The organism is Cryobacterium sp. PH31-L1 (assembly GCF_030063145.1).
Lineage (GTDB): Bacteria > Actinomycetota > Actinomycetes > Actinomycetales > Microbacteriaceae > Cryobacterium.
Genome location: NZ_JASISM010000002.1, coordinates 72,059 through 87,221 on the forward strand (window position 1 = coordinate 72,059; position 15,163 = coordinate 87,221).

At 64.5% G+C, this 15,163-nt stretch carries 13 protein-coding genes; 8 read left to right on the forward strand and 5 right to left on the reverse strand.

Annotated elements, in window-relative coordinates:
- Positions 1 to 65 precede the first annotated feature (65 nt).
- Together QMF22_RS04725 and QMF22_RS04730 are read right to left on the reverse strand one after the other, a co-directional pair.
- Positions 66 to 527 (reverse strand): MarR family winged helix-turn-helix transcriptional regulator, encoded by a 462-nt coding sequence (locus QMF22_RS04725; protein WP_283450923.1) that lies wholly within the window; start codon positions 525 to 527, stop codon positions 66 to 68.
- Complete coding sequence (locus tag QMF22_RS04730) at positions 520 to 2,256, reverse strand: MDR family MFS transporter (RefSeq protein ID WP_349357074.1); 1,737 nt, start codon at positions 2,254 to 2,256, stop codon at positions 520 to 522. Before QMF22_RS04730 ends, QMF22_RS04725 begins: the two co-directional genes overlap by 8 nt.
- A gap of 318 nt (positions 2,257 to 2,574) precedes the next feature.
- Between QMF22_RS04730 and rplJ the strand changes: the two genes are divergently transcribed.
- Both rplJ and rplL read left to right on the forward strand, forming a co-directional pair.
- Positions 2,575 to 3,090: a 50S ribosomal protein L10 gene (rplJ, locus tag QMF22_RS04735; protein WP_092340410.1), complete on the forward strand. Its 516-nt coding sequence runs from the start codon at positions 2,575 to 2,577 to the stop codon at positions 3,088 to 3,090.
- Positions 3,091 to 3,144: 54 nt separating this feature from the next.
- Positions 3,145 to 3,528 carry a 50S ribosomal protein L7/L12 gene (gene rplL / locus QMF22_RS04740; protein ID WP_092340409.1) on the forward strand — a complete coding sequence of 128 codons (384 nt, stop codon included), beginning with the start codon at positions 3,145 to 3,147 and terminating at the stop codon, positions 3,526 to 3,528.
- 126 nt (positions 3,529 to 3,654) lie between these two features.
- On the opposite strand, the gene QMF22_RS04745 is transcribed toward rplL, so the two are convergent.
- A complete protein-coding gene (locus QMF22_RS04745; RefSeq protein ID WP_283450930.1) occupies positions 3,655 to 4,671 on the reverse strand; it encodes a LacI family DNA-binding transcriptional regulator in 1,017 nt (338 codons plus the stop codon).
- 447 nt (positions 4,672 to 5,118) lie between these two features.
- Between QMF22_RS04745 and QMF22_RS04750 the strand changes: the two genes are divergently transcribed.
- The 4 genes from QMF22_RS04750 to QMF22_RS04765 all read left to right on the forward strand — a co-directional run bounded on the left by QMF22_RS04750 (position 5,119) and on the right by QMF22_RS04765 (position 10,704).
- Positions 5,119 to 6,438, forward strand: a complete 1,320-nt coding sequence (locus QMF22_RS04750) for an ABC transporter substrate-binding protein (RefSeq protein ID WP_283450932.1) — start codon at positions 5,119 to 5,121, stop codon at positions 6,436 to 6,438.
- Between the two features lie 150 nt (positions 6,439 to 6,588).
- Complete coding sequence (locus QMF22_RS04755; RefSeq protein ID WP_283450934.1) at positions 6,589 to 7,722, forward strand: carbohydrate ABC transporter permease; 1,134 nt, start codon at positions 6,589 to 6,591, stop codon at positions 7,720 to 7,722.
- Entirely contained in the window at positions 7,719 to 8,693 is a 975-nt protein-coding gene (locus QMF22_RS04760; protein WP_283450936.1) for a carbohydrate ABC transporter permease, read from the forward strand. The genes QMF22_RS04755 and QMF22_RS04760 overlap by 4 nt, the downstream gene beginning before the upstream one ends.
- 100 nt (positions 8,694 to 8,793) lie before the next feature.
- On the forward strand, positions 8,794 to 10,704 hold the full coding sequence (locus QMF22_RS04765) for an ABC transporter ATP-binding protein (RefSeq protein WP_283451633.1): 1,911 nt from the start codon (positions 8,794 to 8,796) through the stop codon (positions 10,702 to 10,704).
- A gap of 110 nt (positions 10,705 to 10,814) precedes the next feature.
- Here QMF22_RS04765 and QMF22_RS04770 read toward each other — a convergent pair whose 3' ends face one another.
- Positions 10,815 to 11,519, reverse strand: coding sequence for a DUF305 domain-containing protein (locus tag QMF22_RS04770; RefSeq protein ID WP_283450939.1), 705 nt, complete (start codon positions 11,517 to 11,519; stop codon positions 10,815 to 10,817).
- A gap of 13 nt (positions 11,520 to 11,532) precedes the next feature.
- Positions 11,533 to 12,213 (reverse strand): thioredoxin-like domain-containing protein, encoded by a 681-nt coding sequence (locus QMF22_RS04775; RefSeq protein ID WP_283450941.1) that lies wholly within the window; start codon positions 12,211 to 12,213, stop codon positions 11,533 to 11,535.
- Positions 12,214 to 12,481: 268 nt separating this feature from the next.
- Here QMF22_RS04775 and QMF22_RS04780 point away from each other — a divergent pair, with 268 nt between their 5' ends.
- A complete protein-coding gene (locus QMF22_RS04780) occupies positions 12,482 to 13,846 on the forward strand; it encodes a cystathionine beta-synthase (protein WP_283450943.1) in 1,365 nt (454 codons plus the stop codon).
- Positions 13,847 to 13,866: 20 nt separating this feature from the next.
- A complete protein-coding gene (locus QMF22_RS04785; protein WP_283450945.1) occupies positions 13,867 to 15,006 on the forward strand; it encodes a cystathionine gamma-synthase in 1,140 nt (379 codons plus the stop codon).
- The last annotated feature ends 157 nt before the right edge of the window (positions 15,007 to 15,163 follow it).

Below are 15,163 nucleotides of genomic sequence, written 5' to 3' on the forward strand. Positions count from 1 at the left end.
ACTCACGGCTCGACGAAGTCTCGCGACGAAACTCACGGCTCGGCGCCAAGTCAGAAGCGGTGGACCTAGTCGGGCTCGTTCAGCCGTTCCAACAGGGTGGCGAACTGGTCGAGATCGGCGGGAGTCCACCGGCTGAGTCGCCGATGCACCAGGGCTTTACGGTTGCGGCGAACCTCGGCCAGTTTCTCCGTGGCGAGCGGCGTTAAGGCCAGAAATCGAGCCCTCCCATCGAGCGGATCAACCCTGGTCTCCACGAGCCCAAGCGAGCAGAGCAGCTTGGCCTGGCGGCTGATCATGCTGCGGTCCACCGCGAGCACATCCGCAACGACGCTGGCATGGGATTCGCCGCGCCGTGCGAGTACGCGCAGGAGCGCGAGTCCAAACGGTTCGAGGGTCGGGTCGATCACGGCAGCGGTCGACCGTGTGCTGGCTCGAATATTGGCGGCCAGCATGGCCATCTGCGCCTCGACGCGGGCGAGCTCGAGGGTATCGCCATCCACGCTGGGCCGCTCGATCAGCTCATTCATCATGAGCTCCCCGGGTTGCGGGTGTTGGGGCCAGCCCGGCCGGCGGCAGGCCAGCGGATGCCGCACTCACCTCCACAAGAATGTCCTGCACGTCGTCCCCCTCGCGGTGAAAGGCCAAGTCTGCCGCAACGGTAGCCGGTACTGCTGCCGGCACCAGGGCCGTATCGCGCGCCCGGTCGATTCCGTTCTCCGTGCCGAGCGGATGATTCGGCAGCAGCGACACCGTGATCAGGGTCACCAGGGCCAGCGGCGCGCTGATCAGAAAGATTGTGCCGACGCCGGAACCGTAGGCGGCTTCGACGATGATGCGCAGCACGTCGGGCAGTTGGTTGACCTGCGGAATGACGCCGTCACCGAGCAGGCGCCCGGCATCCGCTTGATTGGCCGGGCTGAGCCCGCCAATGCCGGTGGTGATCTGGGCCGCGACAACGCTGCCCAGGATGGACCCCATCACCGAGACCCCGACCGCGCCGCCGAGGCTGCGGAAGAAGGTCACCGAGCTCGTGGCCACGCCGAGGTGCCGTACTTCAACGGTGTTCTGTACGACCAGAACGAGGTTCTGCATGACCATGCCCACGCCGGCGCCGAGGATGAACATGTAGACGCCGACGAAGACGAGGCTCGTGTGCACATCGAGGGTGCCGAGAAGCGTGGTGCCGACGAGCATGAGCACGGAGCCGGAGACCATGATCGATTTCCAGGTGCCACGCCGACTGATCACGGTGCCGAACAGCGTCGAGGAGATGAGCAGGCCGCCCATCATGGGTATGGTCAGCAGGCCCGACTGGGTGGGGGTGGCGCCGCGGGCGAGCTGCATGTACTGACTGAGAAAGACCGAGGTGCCGAACAGGGAGACTCCCACCGCGAGGCTCGCGATGGCCCCGAGGCCGAAGGTGCGGTTGCGAAACAGGCTGAGCGGAATGATCGGTTCGGTGGCGCGAAATTCCACGATGATCGCCAGGGCCAGCAGAACGACGGCACCGATAACCATGGCCCACGAGGTCAGTGACAGCCACTCGAACTGGGTGCCGGCCAGGGTCACCCAGATCAGCAGCAGCGAGACGCCGCTCGTGATCAGTGCGGCACCGAGGTAGTCGATGCGCACGACCCGCTTCACCCTGGCCGGCAGGTGCAGGGTGCGCTGCAGCAGCACGATGGCGACGATTGCCACCGGAAGGGCGATGAAGAAATTCCAGCGCCAGCCGAAGGCATCCGTCACGACGCCGCCGAGCAGCGGGCCACCGATCGTGCCAAGGGCCATGACCGCGCCGAACAGGCCGGCGTAGCGGCCGCGCTCACGCGGGCTGATGATGTCGGCCATGATGATCTGGCTGAGGGCGACCAGGCCGCCGGCGCCGAGACCCTGCAGTACCCGGAAGGCGATGAGCGTTCCCGCGTCCTGCGATAACCCGGCGAGCGCGCTGCCGATCACGAACACGGCGAGGGCGAGCTGTATGAGAAGTTTGCGGTTGAACAGGTCGGCGAATTTGCCCCAGATCGGCGTACTCACCGTGGTCGCCAGAAGTGTGGCCGTGACCACCCAGGTATAGGCCGACTGCGAGCCCTTGAGATCGCTGAGAATGAGTGGCAGAGACGTACTGACCACAGTGTTGGCCAGGATCGACACGAACATGCCCAGCAGCAGTCCCGACAGCGCTTCGAGTACCTGGCGGTGGCTCATTGAACCCTCGGTGACCGGTTCCCGAACAGTACGGCTGGCGCGACTCATGCGACTCCTTAAGTGATTGACAGCTATCAACGATAGGTGAGTAGTTGATGGGTGTCAACTAGTTAAGCGGATGCCATCGATTTGCGCGCGTCCGAATGGTGCCGTACAGTAAACCTCAGCCACAGACCGCCGGTTGCTGCGCTATGTCGAAAGACACGAGTGCAGACGAAGGTTCATTCACGTGAACGGCCCGCGCAGGTGTTCGAAGTTTTGTTACAGTCTTTTGGATTGTTCCCCAAGCTCCGGCGCCCTGCGCTGGAGCTTTTTTCATGTCTGCGCCCCGGGCTACCCGGCACATGATTATTAATGAGGAGCACCATGGCGAACAAGGAAGCAACGGTCGCCGAGCTTACGGAGAAATTCGAAAGCTCGACCGCCGTTCTGCTCACCGAGTACCGCGGTCTCACTGTTGCGCAGCTCAAGAGCCTGCGTAAGTCCATCAGTGAGGACGCCACGTACGCCGTGGTAAAGAACACGCTCACCAAGATTGCGGCCAACAAGGCCGGCATCACCTCGTTCGACGAGGAACTTGTCGGTCCGTCCGCTATCGCCTTCGTGCACGGAGACCCCGTCGCCGTCGCGAAGACCCTGCGTGCCTTTACCAAGGCAAACCCTCTCCTGGTGGTAAAGGGCGGTTACTTTGACGGTAACCCGCTCACCGCAGCGGAGGTTGGCAAGCTTGCCGACCTCGAGTCCCGCGAGGTGCTGCTGGCCAAGCTGGCCGGCGCCTTCAAGGCATCGCTGTTCGGAGCCGCTTATCTCTTCCAGGCACCGCTGTCGAAGGCTGTTCGCACCATCGACGCGCTGCGTGAGAAGCAGGAGTCCGCGAACTAGGCACCTGCCTGGTTCACGGTTCACGGATTTTTAAGAAACTAATAGGAGTACATCATGGCAAAGCTTTCCACTGAAGACCTGCTTGAGCAGTTCAAGGGCCTGACCCTCATCGAGCTCTCCGAGTTCGTCAAGGCGTTCGAGGAGACCTTCGAGGTCACCGCAGCCGCTCCCGTCGCCGCTGCCGGAGCCGCTGGCCCCGCCGCTGCTGCTGAAGAGGTCGAAGAGCAGACCGCGTTCGACGTCATCCTTGACGCCGTTGGCGACAAGAAGATCCAGGTCATCAAGGTTGTGCGCGAGCTCACCAGCCTGGGCCTCGGCGAGGCCAAGGCCGTTGTCGATGGCGCGCCGAAGGCCGTCCTCGAGGGCGTTGCCAAGGACGCTGCCGAGAAGGCCAAGGCTTCCCTCGAAGAGGCCGGCGCAACCGTTACCCTCAAGTAATCTGCGCCCTTCGCGGGGCATTGATTGAGGTGTAGCCGACCGGCTCTCGGGCCGATCAGCGCTCAAAGGGCGTCGTTTCCATACGGAAACGGCGCCTCTTTTCGTCGTCGGCAGACCGCCGGACCATCAAATCGCCCGGGCGCGCGGTGCACTCGTGCTCGACCGAATGACCAGATTAGTCGGAAGCACTGTCGGTTCTCCCGCAGCGCTGCGGGTTGCGAGTTCAGCGAGCAGGGTGCGCACGGCGAGTTCACCCTGGGCGCGCGGATGCTGCGCGAGAGTTGTGAGGCGAAACATCTCGGCATAGGGATGATCGTCGATGCCGATCACGCTCAGCTCGGTCGGAACCCGGATCCCCAGCTCGCGCGCCGCCAGGATGAGCCCGAATGCGATCTCGTCGCTCGCCGCGAAGATCGCGGTCGGTCGGCGCCGCGGGTCGCCGAGCACCGCCAGTCCCCGCGCGTAGCCGCCGGGCATCGAGAACTCGCAGGCGTAGAAGCATCCGCTCACGGCCAGCCCTGCGGCCAGCATCGCCGCCTGAAAGCCCCGCAGTCGATTGCGGTGCACATGAAAGTCCATCTCGTCGATCTGGCTGCCGCCCACGTGCACGATGTCGCGGTGCCCCAAGCTGAGTAGGTGCTCGGTAGCCAGTCGGGCCGCGGCCACGTCATCGATCTCGATCGTCGGAACGCCCCGGATCGGTCCGCCGATACCGACGAGCGGGCGGCCGAGACGGTGCAGGTGATCGACCTCCTGGTCGCTGAGGGCCACGCCGACCGAGATTATGCCGTCGAATCGTTTACGGGCCAGAAAGAAATCGAAGACCCGGTCGCGCTCAGGGGACTCCGGCGGCAGGTTGTACAGGGTCATGTCGTAGCCCTGAGTGAGCAGCGACTGTTCCAGGCTTTCGAGGACCTCGCTGAAGAACCATCGGCTGATGAACGGAATGATCACACCAACGCTCTGGGTGCGCCCCGTCACCAGACTCGCCGCGTTGGGTGACGCGACGTAACCGATTTCGCGGGCGGCCGCTACGACCTTCTCGCGCGTCTCTGCCGAGACGTAGCCGCGGCCGCTGAGCGCCCGGCTGGCCGTTGCTTTGGCCACGCCGGCGAGTCGGGCGACATCGCCGATTGCGCTCATGTGCCCTCCGTCTGTGGGATTTATGCGTTCAGAATAGCGCGCTCCGCGACAGTATGGAACCGGTTCCATGAAGGTCCTTGATTTTCCGGCGGCTTCGTCGATAAAATCTGGTACCCGCCGGAATTGAACTCGATATCTTTGCCATTCCGTTATGTTTGCGGACTTGCTATCGCTAAACGGGTGTCGTACTTTATGGTCTGGAACCGGTTCCCGAATTCCTGTCAGAAGTGTGCGTTGCCCCAGACGCAAGCGGCGCAATCCAGCACGACCCGATCCGGCACCACTCGATCTGCACCACTCGATCCGGCACCACTCGATCTGCACCACTCGATCCGGCACCACTCGATCTGCACCACTCGATCCGGCACCACACGATCTGCACCACTCGATCCGGCACCACACGATCTGCACCACTCGATCCGGCACCACTCAATGAGGAGAAACAAGATGCGGCCTTCCCTGCACCGTCGAATTACAGCACCGATCGCATTCGCGGCGATCGCTGGTCTGGCCCTGGCCGGTTGTTCCGGCGGTCCCGGTGCCACCACCGCCGATTCGGGCGCCAAGGGCGACGGCGTCGTCACCGTCTACGGCACGATCGCCGACACTGAAGCCCAACTGCTCGAAGAGTCCTGGGCCGGGTGGGAGAAAGACAATAACATCGACATCCAGTACGAGTCGTCGAAGGAATTCGAATCCCAGATCTCCATCCGCGCCCAGGGCGGTAATGCGCCCGACATCGCGATCTTCCCGCAGCCCGGGCTTATGAAGGACCTCGCGTCGCGCGGATTCCTCAAGGCCGCACCCGACGCGGTTGCGGCCAACGTCGACAAGAATTGGTCCGCCGACTGGAAGGCCTACGGCACGTCGGACGGCACACTCTACGGGGCTCCGCTCATGGCCAGCGTCAAGGGCTTCGTCTGGTATTCGCCGGCAAAGTTCAAGGAGTGGGGCGTTGAAGTTCCCACCACCTGGGACGAACTGCTCGCCGTGACCAAGACCATTCAGGAGAAGACCGGCAAAGCGCCCTGGTGCGCCGGCTTCGGCTCCGGCGACGCCACCGGCTGGCCGGGAACCGACTGGGTTGAAGACCTCGTGCTGCGCCAGGCTGGCGCTGAGACCTACGACAAGTGGGTGGCCAACGAAATCCCCTTCACCGACCCGGCCATCAAGAGTGCTTTCGATTCCCTTGGCGAGATCCTGCTCAACCCGGCCTATGTGAATGCCGGTTTCGGTGACGTCAAGTCGATCAACAGCACCCCGTTCGGTGACGTGGCCACGCCCGTCTCCGATAGCTCCTGCGCGCTGACCCACCAGGCCTCCTTCTTCGACGGCTTCATCACGGATGCCGGCGGAACCGTTGGTCCTGACGCCGACGTGTGGGCCTTCATCACGCCGTCCGTCAAGGCCGGCGGCCAGGCGGTCACCGGTGGTGGCGAGATCGTCGGAGCCTTCTCCGATGACGCCGACACCCAGAAGGTGCTCGAGTACCTCTCCAGCGCGGACTGGGCCAACAGCCGGGTCAAGCTCGGCGGCGTGATCAGCGCTAACAAGGGCCTCGACCCCGCGAGTGCATCGAGCCCCATTCTGCAGGAAGCCATCAAGACCCTGCAGGACCCGGACACCACCTTCCGTTTCGACGCCTCCGACCTGATGCCGGGTGCTGTGGGATCGGGAACCTTCTGGAAGGGTATGGTCGCCTGGATCAATGGCACGTCCACCGACGAAGTGCTCACGAGCATCGAAGCGGGCTGGCCGAGCAACTAGCGAGTTCCCGTTACTTAGGCATAACCACGGTGTGCCGCCCGCTTCAATAATCGGGCGGCACACCGTGCGCTATCGGTGTACGTTATCGGTACGAATTCACCGCTTCTCGGGCGATCACCAGGGTCCATTGTCGTACTCGAAAGGTTTCAGATGTCCGCGTTCTTCTCCTGGTTGGCGCAGTTACCCGCGCTGGCGCAAGTCCCCATCGTCATCCTGGCTTTTGGTGTCGTCGTCGGCGCCATCCTCTTCTTCGTCGAGATCGCCCCGCGCTCCGGCCGCCTGTACACGATCATCCGTCTCGCCGTCTGTGTTCTGGCTCCGTTGCTGATCCTGCTCATCGCCAACTCGTATACCTGGGCGATCATCGGCGCCGGTGTCCTCGGCCTCGGCTTCTTCTACCTGGATTACCGGTCCCGCAAGGGCGCCGGCTACCTGTTCCAGCTAGTCGGATTTCTCGCCCCGGCCGTGCTCCTGCTCGCTATCGGCCTGGTCATTCCCACCATTCAAACCACGGTGCAGGCCTTCATGAGCGCTCGTGGTGACCGGTTCGTGGGCTTCGAGAACTTCGCCTGGATCTTCACCCAGCCCGAGAACGTGCGCATCGTGCTCAACACGATCGTCTGGGTGCTCATAGTTCCGACAATCTCCACCATCGCCGGCCTGGCCTACGCGGTGTTCATCGACAAGAGTCGCGGTGAGAAATACTTCAAGATTCTGGTCTTCATGCCGATGGCGATCTCGCTCGTGGGAGCATCCATTATTTGGCGGTTCGTGTACACCGCCCGCCCGGCCGACCAGGATCAGATCGGCCTGCTCAACCAACTCGTCGTTCTGTTCGGCGGCCAGCCGGTCGACTTTCTCTCCGTCTCCCCGTTCAACACCCTGTTTCTGATCGTCATCCTCATCTGGGTGCAGACCGGATTCGCCATGGTCGTGCTGTCGGCCGCTATCAAGGGTGTGCCGACCGAGCAGATGGAAGCCGCAGAACTCGACGGCACCAATGCCTGGCAACAGTTTGTGAACGTGACGGTGCCCGGCATCCGCAGCGCCCTCGTTGTTGTGCTGACCACGATCTCCATCGTGTCACTCAAGGTCTTCGACATCGTGCGCACCACGACCGCAGGCTCGAACGAGACCAGCGTCGTCGCCAACGAGATGTACACGCAGTTCAAGAACTTCGAGCAGGGCCGCTCTGCCGCGTTCGCGCTGGTGCTGTTCCTGCTCGTTCTCCCCATCGTGGTCTACAACGCCCGCCAGATTAAGAAGCAGAGGGAAATCCGATGAGCGCGGTCATGCCCGTAGAACTTCCGCTCGACACCCAGGCCAAGCGTCAGTTACGCCGAGGTGAACGTCGCCTGGAATCGACCATTGCCCGCAAGACGAAGAAACGTCTGACCAGCCGCGGAGCCACTATCGGTGCGCTCATCATTGCCGTGCTGTGGTCGATCCCCACCCTCGGCCTGCTGGTCTCGTCGTTCCGCCCCGCCCAGCAGGTGCGCACCACCGGCTGGTGGACTATCTTCACCAACACCGGGGTCACCTTCGACAACTACACAACGGCCTTGGCGGCGGGCAACAGCCAGCTCAACCTGGCCGGGGCGTTCATCAATTCGATCGCGATCACCCTGCCGGCCACGCTTATCCCGTTGATGGTCGCGAGCCTCGCCGCCTACGCCTTCGCCTGGATCGACTTCCGCGGTAAGAACATAATGTTCATCGGCGTGTTCGCGTTGCAGATCGTGCCGATCCAGATGGCGCTTGTGCCCCTGCTTCAGTTCTTCTCCGGTGGCACCATCTTCGGGTACCCGGTGGTGCAGGCACTCAACCCCGGGAGCGGCTATTCCCAGGTGTGGATCGCCCACACCATGTTCGCTCTGCCGCTGGCCATCTACCTGCTGCACAACTTCGTCTCGGAGATTCCGAGCGAAGTCATCGAGGCCGCCCGCGTGGACGGCGCCGGCCACGGGCAGATCTTCTTCCGCATCGTGCTGCCGCTGACCATGCCGGCCATCGCGTCGATCGCCATCTTCCAGTTTCTCTGGGTCTGGAACGACCTGCTGGTTGCGCTGATCTTCGCCGACGGCGCCGTCGCGCCCATGACCAAGCTCCTGGCCGAGCTCTCCGGTGCCCGCGGGCAGGACTGGCATCTCCTCACGGCCGGTGCATTCCTGTCGATTCTGGTGCCGCTGATCGTGTTCTTCTCGCTACAACGCTTCTTCGTGCGCGGCCTGCTCGCCGGGTCGACGAAGGGCTAGCAGGCGGATTTTCGAGAGAACGGATGCCCGTGGCCGGCCCGGCCGCGGGCATCCGTTCTGCCGGGTCACCGGCGACGTTTAGAGTGAATGCATGAGTGGAATGCACGGCGCCCCTGGTCACGGCCCGCGGCAGCAGGCGGGCATCGAACGCCCGCGCAAACGGGTCAGCGGAGCGGATGCTGCGGCGCAGCGTGCCGAGAACGCGCTCGCCCCGCGCATCCCGCACCTGCTCGCTCGAATCGGTGCACTGTTCGCCCCGCATCGCAGCACGCTCATCGTCACCGTCGTGCTCGTCTTGGTCAGCGCCGCTCTATCGGTCGTGCCGCCGCTGCTCACCCAGCGCGCGTTCGATGACGGGCTGTTTCCGGCCGGCGGCGCGCCCCCCAACCTGTCGGTGCTCGGGGTTCTCGTGGCTCTGATGCTCGGTGTCTTCCTGGTCAATGCGCTGCTCGGCGTCTGGCAGACCTGGCTAACGGCGAGCGTCGGCAACCAGGTCATGGGCGCCCTGCGCGTGCGCCTGTTCACCCACCTGCAGGCGATGGAGCTGAGCTTCTTCACCAAGACCAAGACCGGGGTGATCCAGTCACGGCTGCAGAACGACGTCGGCGGAGTCGCGACCGTGCTGACCAACACCATCTCGAGCATTCTGGGCAATACCGTGACCGTGATCGCCGCGTTCGTGGCCATGCTGCTGCTCAACTGGCAGCTGACCATAGTGGCCGTCGTGCTCATGCCGATTCTGGTATTCGCCCAACGCCGCGTCGGCCAGGTGCGGGCGCGCATCGCCGGCAAGACGCAGGAGTCGCTGTCGGACATGACCGCCATCACGCAGGAGACCCTGAGTGTGTCTGGCATTCTGCTGTCGAAGAGTTTCACCCGGCAGCAGAACGAGATCGATCGGTATGCAGAGGAGAACCGCAACCAGGTGCGGCTGCAGGTGAGCCAGCAGATGAGCGGCCAGTGGTTCTTCGCCACGGTGAGCGTGTTCCTGTCGGCGATTCCGGCGATCGTCTACCTGGTGGCCGGCGCCCTCATGTTCAACGGCACCACGGATGTCACGCCCGGCACGATCGTGGCGTTCACGACCGTGCAGGCGCGGCTCATCTTTCCGCTACTCGGCCTCATGCGCGTTGCACTCGACCTGCAGACCTCGTCTGCGCTGTTTGCGCGCATCTTTGAATACCTCGACCTGAAGCCGGCGATCAGCGACAAGCCCGATGCCGCTCTGGTGCCGTCTGTCGGTTCTGAGCGCGGTCGGGTCGAGTTCGACCGGGTGCGCTTCAACTATCCGGATGCCGGTGGTGACGCCCGCCCGACCCTAGACGACGTGTCACTAATAATCGAGCCGGGGCAGTTCGCCGCCTTCGTCGGACCGTCCGGCGCCGGCAAGACCACGGTGTCGTACCTGATTCCTCGCTTCTATGAAGTTTCGGACGGCCGGGTACTGTTTTCCGGCCTCGACGTGCGCAACCTGCAGCAGGAATCGCTCGTCTCGCACATCGGCATCGTGAGCCAGGAGACCTACCTGTTCCACGCAACGATCGCCGAGAACCTTCGCTACGCCAAGCCGGAGGCGACGGATGCCGAGCTCGTCGCGGCCGCGCGCGCCGCGAACATCCACGACACGATCGACTCGTTTCCCGAGAAGTACGACACCATGGTGGGGGAGCGCGGCTACCGACTCTCCGGCGGTGAGAAACAGCGCATCGCTATCGCCCGGGTGCTGCTGAAGGACCCGCCCGTGCTCATCCTCGACGAGGCCACGAGCGCGCTCGACTCCATCTCCGAGAGCGTGGTGCAGTCCGCCCTCGACACGGCCAGCCACGGCCGCACCACCATCGCGATCGCCCACCGCCTGTCGACCATCGTCGATGCCGACGTGATCTTCGTCGTCTCCGAGGGCCGCATCGTCGAGCGGGGCACGCACGCCGAGCTGCTCACCCGAGGCCAGGTTTATGCGTCCCTATACGCTCGCCAAATCACCTCCGATTCCCCCGCTCCGGCCCCCTAACCTCGCCCTCTCTCTTGTCCGGGCCCGGGCCCGGACACTGGGCCCATGCTAGATCATGGGCCCAGTTGCCGAAGGTGGGCCCGGGGCGGCGGGTGCGCGGCGAAGGCGGACTACGAGCGGGCGGCGAGCATGCTGGTCATGAGGTCGATCTCGGACTTCTGGCTCAGGACCACGGCGGTCGCGAAGGCCCGCACCGTCGCGTTGGTGCTTCGGTCGAGCACCGCATCGGCCATCTCGATGGCGCCCTGGTGATGAGCGATCATGATGACGAGAAACTGCCGCTCAGCTTCCACACCGGCTGCCGCGGTGAGCGCCGTAATCTGCGCCGGCGTCGCCAGCCCCGGCATCGGTTCTCCCATCCGGTGCGCGGCGTCGGATCCAGCAGTGTGGGATGCGTCGTGCGACTCCCCGGCCAGGGTTGGCCGCGTCATCCAGGTCATCGATGGTTCGGGGGAGAACTGCGGCAGGTCCCAGACGGCGAGCCACCCGGCCATCTGCCCGCTCTGCTTGGCCTGCGTCGTGGCGATGTCGTAGGCCAGCAGCCGCACCGGTGCATCCTCGGTGCGATCGCGAACAATTAGGGCGAGTTCGACTCCCTGATCGTGGTGCACCTGCATGTCCCGGGCGAAGCCGGCTTCGGCGCTCGTCGTGTCCGGCGTGGCGTCCGCGATGGTGCTGAGCCGCCCCGCTGAGAAAGCCACGGCGCCCACGACGAGCGCTGTGACGATCACCGTGGCGACTATGAAAAGAGTGCGACGCCGGCGTGAGGGGTGAGCATCCGCTGTGGGGGCGGATTGCGGGTTGTCAGCGGTCACGTGGTCGTGCGTTCTAGGAGACCTTGCCGGGGGCGTCGATCGCGCCCGTGCACGGTGCAGTGTTTTCGGGAACGTTGACGCTCTTCCAGAATTCGGTGAAGAACTCGCCGATGCGGGGGTCGTCGGCGCTGTCCACCTGCAGCTGCGCGTTCCAACCGCTCAGCACGATCGGTGCGGGGATGCCGTCAAACGGCGAGAGGATGACGAAGGTCGAGGGTAGCGCGGCCTTCAGCGTTTCGAGCTCGGCGTTGGAGAGCGATGGGTCGTAGGTGACCCAGATTGCGCCGTGCTCGAGGGAGTGCACGGCGTTCTCGTCGGGAACTGACTGGTCGTAGACACCGCAGTTGAGCCAAGCCGGGTTGTGTTCGCCGCCGGCGGGCGGAGTCTGCTCGTAGGTGACGGCGGTCTCGACGTGGCTGGCCGTGTTGCTGAACGTCTCGACGCCGTCGATCGTCGACGCGTCCCCCGCGCCTCCGCCCGCGTAGTTTGCGGCCTTCGGGGTGAGCACGAAAGCAGCGACGATGAGCGCGATGATCGCAACCACGGCCACCGCGCCGCCGACGATGCCGATCAGGCGGTTGCGCTTGCCGCGTTTTTGCTGGCGGTGATATTCCTCCAGCTTTTTCGTGCGCTTTGCGGCGCGTTCCTGCTTGAGCGACGCTTGGTTTACGGGGGAACCGGGCTGGGGGGTCACGAGGGCCTCTCTGTTGGAGCTGCTTCTATTCGAACGTATCAGTCACCCCTGTGGCTTCCCCGATGCCGCTCTCACAGTTATTTCTCAGGCTGGTCGGCGGCTCTCGGCTCCAGATAGAGTGGATGCGTGCCCGTTCATTCGTCGTGTTGCTGCTGTCCCTAGCCGACCCTCCACGAATCCGTTCGGCCGCCGTTCGGTGTGCAACCCGAGGCCGCGCGTGTTTGAACGCGCTCGGCTCGACCCTGCTGCTTGACCAAAGGACTTCCCCATGAAAATCGCAGACACCATTCTTGACCTCATCGGTGACACCCCGTTGGTGAAACTCCACAAGGTCACCGACGGGCTCACCGCGACGGTGCTCGTGAAGCTCGAATACCTGAACCCGGGCGGTTCGGCGAAGGACCGCATCGCGGTGCGTATCATCGACGCCGCTGAGAGCGAGGGCCTTCTCAAACCCGGCGGCACGATCGTCGAACCGACGTCGGGCAACACCGGAGTGGGCCTGGCCCTGGTGGCCCAGCAGCGCGGCTACAAGTGCGTGTTCGTGCTTCCCGACAAGGTCGGCGAAGACAAACGCAACGTGCTCACGGCGTACGGCGCCGAGATCGTCGTGACACCGACATCCGTTGCCCCCGAAGATCCCGAGTCGTACTACAGCGTCTCCGACCGGCTGGCCCGCGACATTCCGGGCGCGTTCAAGCCCAATCAGTACTTCAACCCGAACGGCCCGCTCAGTCACTACGAGACGACCGGCCCGGAGATTTGGCGCGACACCGACGGCACGGTCACCCACTTCGTGGCCGGCGTCGGCACCGGTGGCACCATCACCGGAACCGGCCGCTACCTGCGCGAGGTGTCGAATAACGCCGTACGCATCATCGGCGCCGACCCTGTGGGCTCGGTCTACTCCGGTGGCACCGGCCGACCCTACCTAGTAGAGGGCGTCGGCGAGGACTTCTGGCCGGGCGCCTACGACCCCACGGTCGTGCACGAGGTGATCGCCGTCTCCGATGCCGACTCCTTCGCGATGACCCGCCGGCTCGCCCTCGAAGAGGGAATCCTGGTCGGCGGTTCGAGCGGAATGGCCGTCGTGGCCGCCCTGCGCGCCGCGGAAAAGCTCGGCCCCGACGACACGATCGTGGTGCTGCTGCCCGACGGCGGTCGCGGCTACCTCGGCAAGATCTTCAACGACGGGTGGATGCGCAGCTACGGATTCAGCAACGCCCCCGCCGGTCACACCGTCGCCAACCTGCTCGAATCGAAGACGGGGAGCCTGCCGGCCCTGGTTTACGTGCACCCGAGTGACACCGTGCACGATGCGATCGAAACCATGACCAGCAAGGGTGTGTCGCAGCTGCTCGTGCTGAGCGCCAAGCCGCCCGTCGTCATGGGCGAGGTGCTCGGCGCCGTCGATGAGCGGGCCCTCATGAACCTGGTCTTCGCCGGAGACGCCAAGCTCACCGACCGCATCGGCTCGATCGTCGGCGACGGCCTGCCGCTCATCGGCGTCAACGAGCCGGTCGCTGCCGCGCGTTCCGCCTTCGCCGAGCACGACGCGCTGCTCGTGACCGACGGCGGCAAACCGCTCGGTGTCATCACCCGCCACGACCTGCTCAGCTACCTGAGCGCATAATTTCTACAGAGGGAGCACCCATGAACTTCGACACGATCGCCATCCATGCCGGTCAGGAATTCGATCCGACCACCGGCGCTGTCATTCCGCCGATCTACCAGACCTCCACTTACGTGCAGGACGGCATCAGCAACCTGCGCGGTGGCTACGAGTACAGTCGCGGCGGCAACCCCACCCGTACCGTGCTCGAAATCCTGCTGGCCGCCCTCGAAGGAGGCAAGCACGGCCTATCGTTTGCCAGTGGACTCGCCGCGGAGGACACCATCCTGCGCGCCATCCTGGCGCCCGGCGACCACGTCGTGCTCGGCAACGATGTCTACGGAGGAACCCACCGGCTCATCAACCAGGTGCACGCTGCCTGGGGGGTGCTCAACACCACCGTCGAGATGAGCGATCTCGCGGCGGTCGAGGCGGCCATCCGCCCGGAGACGAAGATCCTCTGGGTGGAGACACCGAGCAACCCGCTCATGAAGATCAGTGACATTGCGGCGCTCGCCGAGATCGCGCACCGGCACGGCGTGGTCGCGATCGTCGACAACACCTTTGCGTCACCGGCGCTGCAGCATCCGCTTGAATTCGGCGCTGACGTTGTGGTGCACTCCACCACAAAGTATCTCGGCGGCCACTCCGACGTGCTTGGCGGTGCCCTCATCATCAACGACGACGAGCTGTACGCGAAAGCCCAGTTTCTGCAGTTCGCGGCCGGTCCGGTGTCTGCTCCGCTCGACTCCTGGCTCACGGTGCGCGGCATCAAGACGCTCTCGGTGCGCATGGAACGGCATTGCAAGAACGCCCAGGCCATCGCCGAATACCTCGACGGCCACCCCGCGATCGCCGCGGTCTACTACCCCGGACTGCCCGGCCACCCCGGCCACGACCTCGCCAAGAAGCAGATGTCCGGCTTCGGCGGAATGATCTCCGTCGCGTTCGTCGGTGGCGCGGCCGCCGCGCGCCTGTTCGCCGAGTCGATGCACCTGTTCCAGCTGGCCGAATCGCTCGGCGGCGTCGAGTCGCTCGTGAACTACCCCTCCGAAATGACGCACGCCTCGGTGCGCGGCACCGAGTTGGAGGTTCCCGACAACATCGTGCGCCTGTCCGTCGGCATCGAGGACGTCGCCGACCTCATCGCCGACCTCGAGGCCGCCCTTCCCCGCGCCTGACTCCGCGTGCATTAGGGACGAGGCCCGGGCCCCGTCCGGAACGGCGACGGGTTCGCGGGGTTTCATCGTTTCAGCGTCGGGACCCGGTGCGGGCTCGTCGGTATCGGGCCCACCTTCGGGAACTGGGCCCACGATTGATCATGGTCACCGGGCCCGG

Excerpts from the sequence above, each read along its gene's own strand:
- QMF22_RS04725 (WP_283450923.1), bottom strand. The coding sequence starts at position 527 with ATGAATGAGCTGATCGAGCGGCCCAGCGTGGATGGCGATACCCTCGAG.
- QMF22_RS04730 (WP_349357074.1), bottom strand. The coding sequence starts at position 2,256 with ATGAGTCGCGCCAGCCGTACTGTTCGGGAACCGGTCACCGAGGGTTCA.
- rplJ (WP_092340410.1), top strand. The coding sequence starts at position 2,575 with ATGGCGAACAAGGAAGCAACGGTCGCCGAGCTTACGGAGAAATTCGAA.
- rplL (WP_092340409.1), top strand. The coding sequence starts at position 3,145 with ATGGCAAAGCTTTCCACTGAAGACCTGCTTGAGCAGTTCAAGGGCCTG.
- QMF22_RS04745 (WP_283450930.1), bottom strand. The coding sequence starts at position 4,671 with ATGAGCGCAATCGGCGATGTCGCCCGACTCGCCGGCGTGGCCAAAGCA.
- QMF22_RS04750 (WP_283450932.1), top strand. The coding sequence starts at position 5,119 with ATGCGGCCTTCCCTGCACCGTCGAATTACAGCACCGATCGCATTCGCG.
- QMF22_RS04755 (WP_283450934.1), top strand. The coding sequence starts at position 6,589 with ATGTCCGCGTTCTTCTCCTGGTTGGCGCAGTTACCCGCGCTGGCGCAA.
- QMF22_RS04760 (WP_283450936.1), top strand. The coding sequence starts at position 7,719 with ATGAGCGCGGTCATGCCCGTAGAACTTCCGCTCGACACCCAGGCCAAG.
- QMF22_RS04765 (WP_283451633.1), top strand. The coding sequence starts at position 8,794 with ATGCACGGCGCCCCTGGTCACGGCCCGCGGCAGCAGGCGGGCATCGAA.
- QMF22_RS04780 (WP_283450943.1), top strand. The coding sequence starts at position 12,482 with ATGAAAATCGCAGACACCATTCTTGACCTCATCGGTGACACCCCGTTG.
- QMF22_RS04785 (WP_283450945.1), top strand. The coding sequence starts at position 13,867 with ATGAACTTCGACACGATCGCCATCCATGCCGGTCAGGAATTCGATCCG.